Annotated in this window: 12 protein-coding genes; 9 read left to right on the forward strand and 3 right to left on the reverse strand. The window is 61.7% G+C overall.

What is annotated here, in order from left to right; all coding sequences use genetic code 11:
- Positions 1-389: 389 nt before the first annotated feature.
- A complete protein-coding gene (locus HBR93_RS16215; RefSeq protein ID WP_169960702.1) occupies positions 390-1,268 on the reverse strand; it encodes an acyl-CoA dehydrogenase family protein in 879 nt (292 codons plus the stop codon).
- Positions 1,269-1,398: 130 nt separating this feature from the next.
- On the opposite strand from HBR93_RS16215, the gene olsB reads away from it, so the two are divergent.
- Both olsB and HBR93_RS16225 read left to right on the forward strand, forming a co-directional pair.
- Complete coding sequence (gene olsB / locus HBR93_RS16220) at positions 1,399-2,154, forward strand: L-ornithine N(alpha)-acyltransferase (protein ID WP_057439788.1); 756 nt, start codon at positions 1,399-1,401, stop codon at positions 2,152-2,154.
- Complete coding sequence (locus tag HBR93_RS16225) at positions 2,154-2,945, forward strand: lysophospholipid acyltransferase family protein (RefSeq protein ID WP_115127562.1); 792 nt, start codon at positions 2,154-2,156, stop codon at positions 2,943-2,945. Before olsB ends, HBR93_RS16225 begins: the two co-directional genes overlap by 1 nt.
- Before the next feature lie 39 nt (positions 2,946-2,984).
- Here HBR93_RS16225 and HBR93_RS16230 read toward each other — a convergent pair whose 3' ends face one another.
- A complete protein-coding gene (locus HBR93_RS16230) occupies positions 2,985-3,569 on the reverse strand; it encodes an ACP phosphodiesterase (protein ID WP_115127561.1) in 585 nt (194 codons plus the stop codon).
- A 154-nt stretch (positions 3,570-3,723) separates the two neighbouring features.
- Here HBR93_RS16230 and HBR93_RS16235 point away from each other — a divergent pair, with 154 nt between their 5' ends.
- Genes HBR93_RS16235 through HBR93_RS16245 form a run of 3 tightly spaced genes read left to right on the forward strand, consistent with a single transcriptional unit; the run spans position 3,724 to position 6,297 of the window.
- Positions 3,724-4,038 (forward strand): helix-turn-helix transcriptional regulator, encoded by a 315-nt coding sequence (locus tag HBR93_RS16235; protein ID WP_029297039.1) that lies wholly within the window; start codon positions 3,724-3,726, stop codon positions 4,036-4,038.
- 10 nt (positions 4,039-4,048) lie between these two features.
- On the forward strand, positions 4,049-5,215 hold the full coding sequence (locus tag HBR93_RS16240) for an MFS transporter (protein ID WP_057958749.1): 1,167 nt from the start codon (positions 4,049-4,051) through the stop codon (positions 5,213-5,215).
- 26 nt (positions 5,216-5,241) lie between these two features.
- Positions 5,242-6,297 carry an alkene reductase gene (locus HBR93_RS16245; RefSeq protein ID WP_057439794.1) on the forward strand — a complete coding sequence of 352 codons (1,056 nt, stop codon included), beginning with the start codon at positions 5,242-5,244 and terminating at the stop codon, positions 6,295-6,297.
- Between the two features lie 257 nt (positions 6,298-6,554).
- On the opposite strand, the gene HBR93_RS16250 is transcribed toward HBR93_RS16245, so the two are convergent.
- Positions 6,555-7,187, reverse strand: coding sequence for a TetR family transcriptional regulator (locus HBR93_RS16250; protein ID WP_057439796.1), 633 nt, complete (start codon positions 7,185-7,187; stop codon positions 6,555-6,557).
- A gap of 265 nt (positions 7,188-7,452) precedes the next feature.
- Here HBR93_RS16250 and HBR93_RS16255 point away from each other — a divergent pair, with 265 nt between their 5' ends.
- The 4 genes from HBR93_RS16255 to HBR93_RS16270 all read left to right on the forward strand — a co-directional run bounded on the left by HBR93_RS16255 (position 7,453) and on the right by HBR93_RS16270 (position 14,640).
- On the forward strand, positions 7,453-8,595 hold the full coding sequence (locus HBR93_RS16255) for an efflux RND transporter periplasmic adaptor subunit (RefSeq protein WP_057439798.1): 1,143 nt from the start codon (positions 7,453-7,455) through the stop codon (positions 8,593-8,595).
- A 3-nt stretch (positions 8,596-8,598) separates the two neighbouring features.
- Positions 8,599-11,766 carry an efflux RND transporter permease subunit gene (locus HBR93_RS16260; RefSeq protein WP_057958748.1) on the forward strand — a complete coding sequence of 1,056 codons (3,168 nt, stop codon included), beginning with the start codon at positions 8,599-8,601 and terminating at the stop codon, positions 11,764-11,766.
- On the forward strand, positions 11,766-13,223 hold the full coding sequence (gene adeC / locus HBR93_RS16265) for an AdeC/AdeK/OprM family multidrug efflux complex outer membrane factor (protein WP_057958747.1): 1,458 nt from the start codon (positions 11,766-11,768) through the stop codon (positions 13,221-13,223). The genes HBR93_RS16260 and adeC overlap by 1 nt, the downstream gene beginning before the upstream one ends.
- A gap of 166 nt (positions 13,224-13,389) precedes the next feature.
- A complete protein-coding gene (locus tag HBR93_RS16270) occupies positions 13,390-14,640 on the forward strand; it encodes an OprD family porin (RefSeq protein WP_169960703.1) in 1,251 nt (416 codons plus the stop codon).
- Positions 14,641-14,768: the final 128 nt, after the last annotated feature.

Below are 14,768 nucleotides of genomic sequence, written 5' to 3' on the forward strand. Positions count from 1 at the left end.
AGGCGCCCCGTTAAACCACGCTGGCCGTCATCCGATATTGATTTGGGGGGTAACCCGGCAGGACGCCGGGTTAGCCGCGCTGGGCCATGGATGGCCCATCGCGGCGGCCCCCCAAATCAATGTCGGATGACGGGCACACCGAGCCTAGGCGAGGTGCCGAGTGGTGGGGCAAAAGCGCTTTGGTTACTTTCGCGCTCTTCGAAAGTGACCCGCCGTAAGGGCGGAACCAATAGCCGCCGTGACCCCAGCATCGGATATGTACACAAACCCAATAAGCTAAAGAGTTGTGTAGATACCTATGCCCCGATGGCGGTATATCAGTCACCGCCTGTATTGCCTGCCCCCTGCTATCGCGGGCAAGCCCGCTCCCACACAAGCTCATCCCACAGTCAGCGGGGGGCTGGGTTCAGGGCTTTTTCCAGACGTTTGGCCCGGGCGCTGGCGGCGAGGTCCAGCACGGCTTGGTCGCGCTGCCACATCGCGGCCCACGGTCCCGCCCCCATCGCCTGATTGACCTGCGCCTTCAGCGCCTCAAACTGCACAAACAATCCCCCCAACAACACATGCCCCGCCGCCGACGCGCTGGGTTGGCGAACAACCTCGGCGCAGCCGGCCAGCAATGCCAACAACTGCAAACGCAGGGCCTGGGGCCAGTCGCACTCCTGGCCGATGCCATGCAGCCAGGCGGTCATCGCGCTGAGTACATAGGTGTCCTCCAGGGTGCGGAAGGGTTTGACGTAATCGTCCCAGCCATCCCCCGGCAAGCGCTCGCAGGCGGCGTGGTCGAGGTAGACGCGACCATGGCTGATATCGGGCATCAAGGGGATCGCCGGCAAGGGCTCCACACGCACGCCGGGCTCGCCGGCCAGCACCACGGCCAGGGTCAGGCGCGGCTTTTCGCCGGGGGCCTCGCAGCGGGCGGCGATCAACAGCCAGTCGGCGGCATCGCCGGCGGTGACGAAGTCCTTGCGTCCGCTCAGGCGCAGGTCGTCCAGGCGCGTTTGCATATCCAACGGGCGCAGGCTGCGCTGTTCGGTCGCACACAGGGCGCCCAGGCTGTGGGGCGCGCTGGGCCATAACGCGCGCAATGCTGCTTGATAACCCACCAGGAACGCCAGGCCGGGCGTGGCCATCAGGCGGGCGCCCTGGGTTGCCAACTCAAAGGGCGTGAGCGGCCCCAGGCGTTGCAATAAAACGCTGTAGCCCTCGGCCAGGTTGGCGTGGACGGGCAGTCGGGCAGGTCGGTCGAGCAACGCGTGCCAGGGCATGGAAGGCTCCTTGGGGGCTGTCATCTAAGCGTCACCGTAGATTCATGGAGATGACACCGGGGGTACATAGCCTGACTTTGCACAACAAAGTCGACTGGCCGCAACCCTGGCCGGCACCTGGAGACTCGCCATGACTCAGATCGCCCGCATCAGTGACACCGGCAATGAACGCCGCCTGCAAGCCGAACGCCTGATCGGCGCCCAGGCGTTGCAGGAAGCCCAGGCCCTGCGTTTCAGCGTTTTCAGCGGCGAGTTCAATGCCAAGCTGAAAGGCGCGGAGCTGGGCCTGGACATGGATGACTATGATGTTCACTGCAGCCACATTGGCGTACGGGACTTGAACACCGGGCGCCTGGTGGCCACCACCCGCCTGCTGGATCACCAGGCGGCCAGCACCCTGGGCCGGTTCTACAGCGAAGAAGAGTTCAGCCTCCACGGCCTTCTGCATTTGCAGGGGCCGATCCTGGAGATCGGCCGTACCTGTGTCGACCCGGCCTACCGTAACGGCGGCACCATCGCGGTGCTGTGGGGCGAGTTGGCCGAGGTGCTCAACCAGGGCGGCTACAGCTACCTGATGGGCTGCGCGAGCATCCCGATGCACGACGGCGGCATCCAGGCCCATGCGATCATGCAGCGCCTGCGCGAACGCTATCTGTGCAACGAACACCTGCGCGCCGAACCGAAAAAACCCCTGCCGAGCCTGGACTTGCCGTCCAACGTCATCGCCGAAATGCCGCCGCTGCTCAAGGCCTACATGCGCCTGGGCGCGAAGATCTGCGGCGAGCCGTGCTGGGACGAGGATTTCCAGGTGGCCGACGTGTTCATCCTGCTCAAACGCGACGAGTTGTGCCCGCGATATGCCCGCCACTTCAAGGCGGCCATGTGATGGGCCGCCTGCGGGTCTACGGGCGGATCGCCCGCGTGCTGCTGGTGGTGGCCCTGGGCTTGAGCATGGCCGGCGTGTTTGGTGTGTTCGAGCGCCTGGGAATCGCCAACTCCATGGTGCGGCGCCAGCGCTGGTCGCGGTTTTTCATGGCGCGCCTGAGCAATGCCCTGCCCTTTCGCGTGACGGTGCACGGTGAGCTGCCGCAACAGCCGATGCTGTGGGTCAGCAACCATGTGTCCTGGACCGACATCCCGCTGCTGGGGATGGTGGCGCCGCTGTCATTCCTGTCCAAGGCCGAAGTGCGCACCTGGCCAGTGGCCGGTTGGTTGGCCGCGAAGGCCGGCAGCCTGTTTATCCGCCGTGGCTCGGGGGATAGTCAGTTGATTCGCAAACAGATGACTCGTCATCTCGAGCAAAAACACCCGCTGCTGATGTTCCCCGAAGGCACCACCACCGATGGCCGCAGCCTGCGCACCTTCCATGGCCGGCTACTGGCCAGCGCGATTGATGCCGAGGTGGCGCTGCAACCGGTGGCGATCCGTTATTTGCGCGAGGGACAGATTGATCCGCTCGCACCGTTTATTGGTGACGATGATTTGCTCTCGCACCTGATGCGTTTGTTTGCCAATGATCAGGGCGACGTTGAGATTCATCTGCTCAAGCCCATTGCCTGCGCCGGCCAGGAACGTGCGGCGCTGGCGTATCAGGCGCAGCAGGCGGTGCAGAAGGCCTTGTTCGGGCCGGTGCCACAAAACCAGCCAGTGCCGGTTCGGCCGGCGTATGCGGCCTGAAGCAAACGCAGTACCCAATGTGGGGGCTTGCTCCCACATTCAGGTTTGTATTACCAAGTGGCTATTCGAGAACGCCTGCAATTGGGGATAGAACACCCGGAAATCCTCGCTCAACGGCTCATACAGCACCCGCAACTCCTGCATCGCCTGGTCCAGTTCCTGGGGTTGGCTCAGGCGCCGGGAAATCCCCCGCAGCACATGCTCCATCACCGCAAACTCGCGGTAGGAGCCCAGCCAGTCATCCGTCGCCATAGACGGTGCAATCTGCGCCAGGCGCCCCGGCAATTGCGGTTCGGCCGCCAGCACCTGGTACACCTGGGAGGTAAAGCGCTCCAGTGGCTGATCGGCATACAACGCCCAATCCCGCGCCAGGCAATGGTCGAAGAACACGTCGAGGACGATCCCCGCATAACGACGCCGAGTCAGGGTAAACCGTGACAACGCCTGCCCGACCAATGGGTGGCTGTCGGTGAAACGGTCGATGGAGCGATGCAGCTGGATCGCCGCCTCGATTTGCGGGCTGTACTGGCCCTGCAGGCGGCCTTTGACGAAATCGCCATAGAGGCTGCCCAGCAGTTGTGCAGGAAGTTGGCCGCCGAGGTGCAGATGTGCGAGATAATTCATGGCGCGCAGTTTAGCACTGCTGCCAACGTATCGTTATAACCCGATATACCGATTTATTAAGTAACAAGATCAAAATCGTATTGGTATATCGGGATATAGCGATTTAAAGTTCGCCTCATCGCGATATAACGTTTTACCCACACCGAGCCCTGCCATGTCCATTGACCTCGACGAAATAATAAAAGCCCTGGCACACCCAGTACGGCGAGACATTCTCAACTGGCTGAAAGACCCGAAAGTGCAGTTCCCCGAACAAGTCCACAACCACGAGTACGGCATCTGCGCCGGGCAGATCGACCAACGCTGCGGCCTGTCGCAGTCCACCGTGTCGGCGCACCTGGCAACCCTGCAACGGGCAGGCCTGATCAGTAGCCAGAAAGCCGGGCAGTGGCACTTTTTCCGCCGCAATGAAGACGTCATCCAGGCGTTTATCCAAGCCATCACCGAAGAACTCAGCCCACCGCTGTAAAGGATCCCGCATGCCTCTCTCGCTCCTCATACTGGCCTTAAGCGCCTTCGCCATCGGCACCACCGAATTCGTCATCATGGGCCTGTTGCCCGATGTGGCGGCCGACCTTGGTGTGTCGATTCCTGGCGCCGGCTGGCTGGTGACTGGCTACGCCCTGGGCGTGGCCATTGGTGCACCCTTCATGGCACTGGCCACCGCCAAACTGCCGCGCAAGGCTGCCCTGGTAGCGTTGATGGGCATTTTCATCGTCGGCAATCTGCTCTGCGCCCTGGCCAGTGACTACAACGTGTTGATGTTTGCCCGGGTAGTCACCGCGTTGTGCCACGGTGCCTTCTTTGGGATCGGCTCGGTGGTGGCCGCCAACCTGGTGCCAGCCAACAAACGCGCATCAGCCGTGGCCCTGATGTTCACCGGCCTGACCCTGGCCAACGTGCTCGGCGTGCCCCTGGGCACCGCGCTGGGCCAGGAAGCCGGCTGGCGCTCGACCTTCTGGGCGGTGACGGTGATTGGTGTGATCGCGCTGATCGGCCTGATCCGCTTCCTGCCGGCCAAGCGTGATGAAGAGAAACTCGATATGCGCGCCGAACTGGCGGCCCTCAAGGGTGCCGGGATCTGGTTGTCGCTGAGCATGACCGCGCTGTTTGCCGCGTCGATGTTCACCCTCTTCACCTACGTCGCGCCGCTGCTCGGTGATGTCACCGGCGTCTCGCCCAAAGGCGTGACCTGGACCCTGCTGCTGATCGGCCTGGGCCTGACTGTGGGCAATATCATCGGCGGCAAACTGGCGGACAAACGCCTGGCGGCGACCCTGATCGGCGTGTTTATCAGCATGGCCGTGGTATCCACCGCATTGACCTGGACCAGCGTCGCCATCATCCCCACCGAAATCACCCTGTTCCTCTGGGCCACCGCGTCGTTTGCCGCCGTACCGGCACTGCAGATCAACGTGGTGACCTTCGGCAAGGCCGCGCCCAACCTGGTGTCGACCCTCAATATCGGCGCTTTCAATATCGGCAACGCCCTGGGCGCCTGGGTCGGCGGCAGTGTGATTGCCCACGGTTTCGGCCTGACCAGCGTGCCGCTGGCGGCTGCGGCCCTGGCGATCCTGGCGCTGGTGGTCACGCTGATCACCTTCCGCCAGAGCGCCGATGCTGACCTGGCCCCTGCTACCCATTAATCACTTAGAACAGACGAGTATTTGCGATGACGACTATTTTCGATCCGATCAAACTGGGTGATGTGCAGCTGTCGAACCGCATCATCATGGCACCGCTGACCCGCTGCCGTGCCGACGCCGGTCGCGTGCCCAATGCGCTGATGGCTGAATACTACGTGCAGCGGGCGTCTGCCGGCCTGATCCTCAGCGAAGCCACTTCGGTGACGCCGATGGGCGTGGGCTACCCGAACACCCCAGGCATCTGGTCCAACGACCAGGTGCGCGGCTGGACCAACATCACCAAGGCCGTGCACGGCGCCGGCGGCAAGATCTTCCTGCAACTGTGGCACGTGGGGCGGATCTCCCACCCGTCGTACCTGAACGGCGAGAGCCCGGTAGCCCCGAGCGCCATCCAGCCCGCCGGCCACGTCAGCCTGGTGCGCCCGCTGGCCGACTACCCAACCCCACGAGCCCTGGAAACCGCAGAAATCGCCGATATCGTCGATGCCTATCGCGTGGGTGCCGAGAACGCCAAGGCTGCCGGTTTTGACGGGGTGGAAGTGCACGGCGCCAATGGCTACCTGCTCGACCAGTTCCTGCAAAGCAGCACCAACCAGCGCACCGACGAATACGGCGGTTCCCTGGAAAACCGCGCGCGACTGTTGCTGGAAGTGACTGACGCGGTGATCGAAGTCTGGGGCGCCGGCCGCGTGGGGATGCATCTGTCGCCACGGGCCGACCTGCATGACATGGGCGATGCCAACCTGGCAGAAACCTTCACCTACGTCGCCCGTGAACTGGGCAAGCGTGGCATCGCCTTTATCTGCGCCCGCGAGAAAGAAGCCGGCGACAGCCTGGGCCCGCAATTGAAAGCCGCGTTCGGCGGTCCGTACATTGCCAACGAACGCTTCACCAAGGACAGCGCCAATGCCTGGCTGGCCTCGGGCAAGGCCGATGCGGTGGCGTTTGGCGTGCCGTTTATCGCCAACCCGGACCTGCCGGCCCGTCTCAAGGCCGATGCATCATTAAACGAAGCGAACCCGCAAACCTTCTACAGCCCAGGCCCGGTCGGCTATATCGACTACCCGACCCTGGCGCTCTGACCCGCAACAATGCAAAAGCCCCGGCTCGCAAGAGCCGGGGCTTTTTATTGGATCTTGAAAACACCGCGCCCGCTCCCACAGGTTCGGTAACAATCCTTCACAGCAATGAAACAATATCGCTACAAAATACTTAGCCGGCTACCTTTCAACCTGGGGCCAGCGCGTATATAACGTCACCCCACAAATAAGTCGGAAGGACGATTGATCATCCTTAGGCTTTACTGTTGACACCAACGAACGCAATTACGCATTTTGTATCAATTGTGCAGGCTGGGACTCAAGCGCAGCATGTCCAGCCCGATATCCACCAGACGCTCGGCCTGCTGATACAGCTCAAAGCTGTCTGGCACCAGTAGCCACTGGCCAATAAGCCCGTTGATGTAGGCATGAATGCACACTGCCCCGCGAGCGGTGTCGAGGTTTTCCGGAAGTTGCCCGCGGTGGACTGCATTGCGCAGTGTCAGGCCAATGCGCAGGTTGCACTCAAGGCTGTGGGTCTGGCGCTGACGGCGCATGTCACACATTTCATCGGTAAATTCGCACTTATGGAACAAGATCTCATTAATGCGCCGGGTTTTCGGGTCCAGGGCCACCTGATGAAAAAGATGGATCAGCAGCTTGCGCATGCAGCCCAGCGGATCTACCTCATCCTCGCTTTCACTGGCCCTGGCCAATTCGTCCAGGGGCTCGTGCAGCGTGTCCAGCAGCGCCTGCAGCAGGTCCGACTTGTTGCTGAAGTGCCAATAGATCGCGCCTCGCGTCACGCCCGCCCGCGCCGCGATATCCGCCAGCGTAGTACGGGCAACGCCACGCTCATAAAAGGCTTGCTCGGCAGCTTCAAGAATCTGGCTGCGCGTTTCCTGAGCTTCCTCTTTGGTACGACGAACCATGGCAGTAACACCTCAATCAGGACACGAGCGGTGGTTGATAACCACCTTCTGAATAATTATGGGACGACACCGTCAAGGGCGCCGAACGTAATAGAATCGAGGCTTTCAGCGCTGCCTTGCAAGGAATCCGCGAAGCCTGTCAAGAGTTTACAAACAACCATGAACGTAAGTATATTGCCTAGCAAGCTACTTATCTACTCACTGCCTGTTTTTTACCCTTCCACACTTCTTGTGCGCATCGAGCGCGCCTGACCCGAGGATCTTCATGCAACTTAAGCCAGCTGTTACCGCTCTGGTCACTGCCGTCGCCCTGGCATCGCTGCTCAGCGGATGTAAAAAGGAAGAAGCGGCTCCGCCCGCTCAAACCCCTCAGGTCGGCGTGGTCACTATTCAACCTCAAGCCTATACCCTGACCTCCGAATTGCCGGGCCGCACCACTGCATTCCGCATCGCGGAAGTCCGCCCGCAGGTCAATGGCATCATTCTCAAGCGTCTGTTCAAGGAAGGCGGCGACGTCAAGGAAGGCCAGCAGCTCTATCAGATCGACCCGTCGGTGTATGAGGCGACCCTGAAAAGCGCCCAGGCCAACCTGCAACAGACCAAGTCGATTGCCGACCGCTACAAACAACTGGTCAACGAGCAGGCCGTCAGCCGCCAGGAATACGACACCGCCGTATCCAACCGCATGACTTCCGAAGCCAACCTGCAGACCGCCCAGATCAACGTGCGCTACACCAAGGTGTTTGCCCCGATCTCCGGGCGTATCGGGCGTTCCTCGGTCACCGAAGGCGCGCTGGTCAGCAATGGCCAGGCCGATGCCATGGCCGTGATCCAGCAACTGGACCCGATCTACGTCGACGTCACGCAATCCTCCGCCGAGATGCTGAAGCTGCGTCGCGACCTGGAAAGCGGCCAACTGCAGAAATCCGGTGAAAACGCGGCCATGGTCAAGCTGACCCTGGAAGACGGCAGCGAGTACGCGCAACAGGGCAAGCTGGAATTCTCTGAAGTGTCGGTCGACCAGACCACCGGTTCGGTAACCCTGCGCGCCGTGTTCCCCAACCCTGATCACACCCTGTTGCCGGGCATGTTTGTCCACGCCCAATTGCAGGCCGGCGTGAACAGCAAGGCGATCCTCGCCCCACAACAAGGCGTGACCCGCGACATCCGGGGCATCCCGACTGCGCTGGTCGTGACCGCCGACAACAAGGTCGAACAGCGCGTGCTGGTGGCCAACCGTACCGCTGGCGCCTACTGGCTGGTGGAAAAGGGCCTGAATGCCGGTGACCGTGTGATCACCGAAGGCTTGCAGTTCATCAAGCCGGGCATCACGGTTGACGCGAAGGAAGCCACCAACGCCAAGCCTGCCGGTACTGCTCCTGCCGCCGCCGCTGGCAAAGGGGAGTAATACATGTCGAAATTTTTTATCGACCGTCCCATTTTCGCCTGGGTAATTGCCCTGGTGATCATGCTGGTCGGGGCACTGTCGATCCTGAAGTTGCCCATCAACCAATACCCGGCCATCGCGCCAACCGCCATTGATATCCAGGTGACCTACCCAGGCGCGTCCGCACAAACCGTGCAGGACACCGTGGTACAGGTGATCGAGCAGCAGCTCAACGGTATCGACAACCTGCGTTATGTGGCCTCGGACAGTAACTCCGACGGCAGCATGACCATCACCGCGACGTTCAACCAGGGTACCAACCCGGACATCGCCCAGGTTCAGGTGCAGAACAAGCTGAACCTGGCGACCCCATTGCTGCCGCAAGAAGTGCAGCAACAAGGGATCCGCGTAACCAAGTCGGTGAAGAACTTCCTGATGGTGATCGGCCTGGTGTCCGAAGACGGCACCATGAGCAAGGATGACCTGTCCAACTACATCGTTTCCAACATCCAGGATCCGATTTCGCGGACGTCTGGCGTGGGTGACTTCCAGGTCTTCGGTTCCCAGTACGCCATGCGTATCTGGCTGGATCCGGCCAAGTTGAACAACTTCCAGATGACCCCGGTGGATGTCAGCAGTGCCATTGCGGCGCAGAACGTCCAGGTGGCCACCGGCCAGTTGGGCGGCCTGCCAGCCCTGCCCGGCACCCAGTTGAACGCCACCATCATCGGCAAGACCCGTCTGCAAAGCGCCGAGCAGTTTGAAAAGATCCTGCTGCGCGTGAACAGCGATGGCTCCCAGGTACGCCTGGGCGATGTCGCCCGTGTCGAGTTGGGTGGCCAGAACTACAGCATCAGTGCCCAGTTCAACGGCAAGCCGGCTTCCGGCATGGCGATCAAACTGGCCTCGGGTGCCAACGCCCTGGACACCGCCAAGGCCATCCGTGCCACGGTCGCGTCCCTGGAGCCGTTCTTCCCGCCAGGCATGAAAGCCGTGGTTCCGTATGACACCACCCCAGTGGTGACCGAGTCGATTTCCGGGGTAGTCGATACCCTGGTCGAGGCGATCATCCTGGTGTTCCTGGTGATGTACCTGTTCCTGCAAAACTTCCGCGCCACCATCATCACCACCATGACAGTACCGGTGGTATTGCTGGGTACGTTCGGCATCCTCGCGGCCTTCGGCTTCACCATCAACACCTTGACCATGTTCGGCATGATCCTGGCCATCGGCTTGCTGGTGGACGATGCGATCGTGGTAGTGGAAAACGTCGAGCGGGTGATGGCCGAGGAGCATCTGTCGCCTAAAGAGGCAACGGTCAAGTCCATGGACCAGATCCAGGGCGCCCTGGTAGGTATTGCCCTGGTACTCTCGGCGGTACTGCTGCCGATGGCGTTCTTTGGCGGCTCGACGGGGGTCATCTATAAACAGTTCTCCATCACCATTGTGTCGGCGATGGCACTTTCGGTACTGGTTGCACTGATCTTCACCCCGGCACTGTGCGCCACCATGCTCAAGCCGGTCGACCCCGAGAAACACGGCCAACCCAAGCGTGGTTTCTTCGGCTGGTTCAACCGCACCTTCGACCGTGGCGTACTGAGCTACGAGCGCGGCGTGGGCAACATGATCAAGCACAAGGCGCCTTCGTTCCTGGTGTACCTGATCATCTTCGCCGGCATGATCTGGCTGTTCACCCGTATCCCAAGCGCGTTCCTGCCCGAGGAAGACCAGGGCGTGATCTTCGCCCAGGTACAGACGCCGGTTGGTTCTTCGGCCGAACGCACCCAGACCGTTATCGACGACATGCGTGCTTTCCTGTTGAACGACAAGGAAGGCGAGCCCGGTGAAGGCAAGGCCGTGCAATCGGTATTTACCGTAAACGGCTTCAACTTTGCCGGTCGTGGCCAAAGCTCGGGCCTGGCATTCGTCATGCTCAAGCCATGGGACCAGCGCGACGCATCCATGTCGGTGTTCGAAGTGGCCAAGCGTGCCCAGGGCTACTTCTTCCAGACCTTCAAGGACGCCATGGTGTTTGCCATCGTGCCCCCATCGGTACTGGAGTTGGGTAACGCCACCGGTTTCGACGTGTTCCTGCAGGACCAGGGCGGTGTGGGTCACGAAGCGTTGATGAACGCACGTAACCAGTTCCTCGGCATGGCCGCGCAGAGCAAGATCCTGGCCGGCGTACGTCCCAACGGCGTCAACGATGAGCCGCAGTACGAGCTGACCATCGACGACGAGAAAGCCAGTGCCCAGGGCATCAGCCTGTCGAGCATCAACCAGACCCTGGCGATTGCCTTGGGTGGCAGCTACGTCAATGACTTCATCGACCGCGGTCGAGTGAAGAAGGTCTACATCCAGGGTGAGGCCGCTGGCCGGATGACCCCTGAAGACCTGAACAAATGGTTCGTGCGCGCCAACGACGGAAAAATGGTGCCACTATCAGCAATTGCCTCTGGCAACTGGATCTTCGGTTCGCCGAAACTGTCGCGGTACAACGGTGTAGCGGCGATGGAAGTCCTCGGTACCCCGGCGCCTGGCTACAGCACCGGTGATGCGATGGCGGAAGTCGAACGCATCGCCAAGCAATTGCCGGCAGGTGTGGGCTATGCCTGGACCGGTCTGTCCTATGAAGAACGCTTGTCCGGCTCCCAGGCACCTGCGCTATATGCCCTGTCGTTGCTGGTGGTGTTCCTTTGCCTGGCAGCGTTGTACGAAAGCTGGTCGATCCCGATTGCGGTAGTGCTGGTAGTACCGCTGGGCGTGATCGGTGCACTGATGGCCACCAGCCTGCGAGGACTGTCCAACGACGTGTTCTTCCAGGTGGGGTTGTTGGTCACCGTGGGCCTGGCCTCGAAGAACGCCATCCTGATCGTCGAGTTCGCCAAGGAACTGCATGAACAGGGCAAGGGCATCGTCGAGGCGGCCATCGAGGCGTCCCGCATGCGTTTGCGTCCGATCATCATGACGTCCATGGCGTTCATCCTCGGCGTACTGCCGCTGGCGATCTCCTCGGGTGCAGGTTCGGGCAGCCAACACGCAATCGGTACCGGCGTAATTGGCGGTATGATCACCGCCACTGTTCTGGCTATCTTCTGGGTGCCACTGTTCTTCGTGACCGTGTCCGCCATTGGCAGCCGGAAAAAAACTGACAAGTCCGATACACCGAATACTCCTAAAGAGGCTGGCTAATGCGCAAGTCGCTACTCTCCCTGGCAGTCACGGCATTTGTGCTCAGTGGCTGCTCGCTGATCCCTGATTATCAGCAGCCTGAAGCGCCGGTGGCCGCCCAGTTCCCGCAGGGGCCGGCGTACTCGTCGGCCCAGGCACCAAGCCAGGCCGCGGCCGAGCAAGGCTGGAAGCAGTTTTTCCACGACCCTGCCCTGCAGCAACTGATTCAGGTCGCGTTGGTCAACAACCGTGACCTGCGCGTCGCCGCGCTGAACATCGACGCCTTTGCCGCGCAGTACCGCATCCAGCGTGCCGACCTGTTCCCGGCCGTCGGCGCCAATGGCAGCGGCAGCCGCCAGCGCGTTCCGGCACGGGCCTCGCAAACCGGCGAATCGAACATCACCAGCTCCTACTCGGCGACCCTCGGGATCAACGCCTACGAACTGGACCTGTTCGGCCGGGTGCGCAGCCTGAGCGAAGAAGCGTTGCAGAAGTACTTCGCCACTGAAGAAGCACGCCGCAGCACGCAGATCAGCCTGGTGGCCAGCGTGGCCAATGCCTACCTGACCTGGCAGGCCGACAAGGAACTGCTGAAGCTGACCCAGGACACCCTGGCCGCCTACGAGCAGAGCTTCAAGCTCACCTCGCGCAGCAACGAAGTCGGCGTGGCCTCGGCCCTGGACTTGAGCCAGGCGCGGACCTCGGTTGAAAGCGCCCGCGTGCAACTGGCCCGCTACACCCGCCAGGTGGCCCAGGATGAAAACAACCTGACCCTGCTGCTGGGCACCGGTCTGCCGGCGAATCTCGTCACTCAGCCGCTGTCCGACGACCTGTTGAGCGAAGTACCGGCCGGCCTGCCTTCAGACCTGCTGCAACGTCGCCCCGACATCCTCCAGGCCGAGCACAACCTCAAGGCTGCCAACGCCAACATCGGCGCGGCACGGGCTGCGTTCTTCCCGAGCATCAGCCTGACGGCCAATGCCGGGACTTTGAGCCCGGACCTCGGCGGCCTGTTCAAGGGCGGCTCGGGTACCTGGTCGTTCGCACCGCAGATCAACATCCCGATCTTCAACGCCGGTAGCCTGCGCGCAAGCCTGGACTACTCGAAGATCCAGAAAGAGATCAACGTCGCGACCTACGAGAAGTCGATCCAGACCGCGTTCCAGGAAGTCTCCGACGGCCTGGCGGCACGTGCGACCTACAACCAACAGTTGCAGGCCCAGCGTGACTTCGTCTCGGCCAACCAGGACTACTACCGTCTGGCCGAGCGTCGCTACCGCATCGGGGTTGATAGCAACCTGACCTTCCTCGACGCCCAGCGCCAGCTATTCGCTGCCCAGCAAACGCTGATCACCGACCGCCTGGCCCAACTGACCAGCGAAGTGACCTTGTACAAGGCCCTCGGTGGCGGTTGGAACGAACAGACGGCGCAGAATGAGCCGGTGAAAGAAGAAGCGCCGAAGCTCAAGTTGTTCTGATCGGCGTAGCAACACAGGAAGCCCACCTTTTGGTGGGCTTTTTCATGGGCGTACAGTTCCGTTCGATCACCGCCCAGAACCCGCCCTCCCCCAATTGAACCGCCCCGGCAACGCCCCGCACCATGGCCCGCACCTGAAAACCACCAATAACAACAGGTCCCACGCCATGAGCACCTTGCACCCTCGCCGGCTATTGCTGGCTACCGCTGTCGCCAGCCTTGCCCTCCCAGTTGTCGCCGAGGAACACGGCTTTCTGGAAGATGCCAGCGCCAACCTCAACCTGCGCAATTTCTTCCTCAACCGCAATTTCACCAACCCGACCAAGGCCCAGGGCGGCGCGCAGGAGTGGACGCAGAGTTTCATCCTCGACGCCAAGTCCGGTTTCACCCAGGGCACCGTGGGGTTCGGGGTGGATGTGCTGGGCATGTACGCGCAAAAGCTCGATGGCGGCGGCGGCTCCGGTGGCACCCAATTGCTGCCCCTGGATCACGATGGCAAACCGGCCGACAACTTCGGCCGCCTGGGGGTGGCGTTCAAGGCACGGATTTCCCAGACCGAATTGAAAGTCGGCGAGTGGATGCCGGTGCTGCCGATCCTGCGTTCGGACGATGGCCGCTCCCTGCCGCAAACCCTGCGCGGCGGGCAGATCACGTCCAAAGAGATCGCCGGCCTGACCCTGTATGGCGGCCAGTTCCGCGCCAACAGCCCGCGAGACGACAGCAGCATGACGGACATGTCGATGTTCGGTAAAACTGCGTTCACCTCCGATCGCTTCAACTTCCAGGGCGCCGAATATGCGTTCAACGACAAGCGCACCCAGGTCGGCGTGTGGAATGCCCAGCTCAAGGACATCTACCGCCAGCAATACCTCAACCTGACCCACAGCCAGCCCGTGGGCGACTGGACCCTGGGCGCCAACCTCGGCTTCTTCTATGGCCAGGACGACGGCAGCGCCCGTGCCGGCAACCTGGACAACCAGACCTGGTCCGGCCTGTTCTCGGCCAGGTACGGCGGCCATACCTTCTATGTCGGCCTGCAAAAACTCAATGGCAATAGCGCGTGGATGCGGGTCAATGGCACCAGCGGCGGCACCCTGGCCAACGACAGCTTCAATGCCAGCTATGACAACGCCGAAGAACGCTCCTGGCAGCTGCGCCACGACTACAACTTCGCCGCACTCGGCGTGCCGGGCCTGACCCTGATGAACCGCTACATCAGCGGCAGCAACGTGCACACCGCCACCGTCAGCGATGGCAAGGAATGGGGACGGGAAAGCGAAGTGGGCTACACCGTGCAAAGCGGCAGCCTGAAAAGCCTGACCCTGCGCTGGCGCAATTCCAGCATCCGTCGCGACTTCAGCAACAATGAGTTTGATGAGAATCGGTTGATTGTCAGTTATCCCCTTAGCCTGCTGTAGGCTGCCTCGCACTGACTAGGGGTACCAGCACTGGATATCTGCGGTGGCCCCCCCTGGAGCAGGCCGGCGACAAACCTGCGCGAGATACGCCCAACGGCAAACTTCAGGCCGTCGGCCTGCCGACCGCT

The organism is Pseudomonas sp. WS 5411 (assembly GCF_012985595.1).
Lineage (GTDB): Bacteria > Pseudomonadota > Gammaproteobacteria > Pseudomonadales > Pseudomonadaceae > Aquipseudomonas > Aquipseudomonas shahriarae.

Bases quoted from the DNA above. Each gene is read 5' to 3' on its own strand.
- HBR93_RS16215 (WP_169960702.1), bottom strand. From the start codon at position 1,268: ATGCCCTGGCACGCGTTGCTCGACCGACCTGCCCGACTGCCCGTCCAC.
- olsB (WP_057439788.1), top strand. From the start codon at position 1,399: ATGACTCAGATCGCCCGCATCAGTGACACCGGCAATGAACGCCGCCTG.
- HBR93_RS16225 (WP_115127562.1), top strand. From the start codon at position 2,154: ATGGGCCGCCTGCGGGTCTACGGGCGGATCGCCCGCGTGCTGCTGGTG.
- HBR93_RS16230 (WP_115127561.1), bottom strand. From the start codon at position 3,569: ATGAATTATCTCGCACATCTGCACCTCGGCGGCCAACTTCCTGCACAA.
- HBR93_RS16235 (WP_029297039.1), top strand. From the start codon at position 3,724: ATGTCCATTGACCTCGACGAAATAATAAAAGCCCTGGCACACCCAGTA.
- HBR93_RS16240 (WP_057958749.1), top strand. From the start codon at position 4,049: ATGCCTCTCTCGCTCCTCATACTGGCCTTAAGCGCCTTCGCCATCGGC.
- HBR93_RS16245 (WP_057439794.1), top strand. From the start codon at position 5,242: ATGACGACTATTTTCGATCCGATCAAACTGGGTGATGTGCAGCTGTCG.
- HBR93_RS16250 (WP_057439796.1), bottom strand. From the start codon at position 7,187: ATGGTTCGTCGTACCAAAGAGGAAGCTCAGGAAACGCGCAGCCAGATT.
- HBR93_RS16255 (WP_057439798.1), top strand. From the start codon at position 7,453: ATGCAACTTAAGCCAGCTGTTACCGCTCTGGTCACTGCCGTCGCCCTG.
- HBR93_RS16260 (WP_057958748.1), top strand. From the start codon at position 8,599: ATGTCGAAATTTTTTATCGACCGTCCCATTTTCGCCTGGGTAATTGCC.
- adeC (WP_057958747.1), top strand. From the start codon at position 11,766: ATGCGCAAGTCGCTACTCTCCCTGGCAGTCACGGCATTTGTGCTCAGT.
- HBR93_RS16270 (WP_169960703.1), top strand. From the start codon at position 13,390: ATGAGCACCTTGCACCCTCGCCGGCTATTGCTGGCTACCGCTGTCGCC.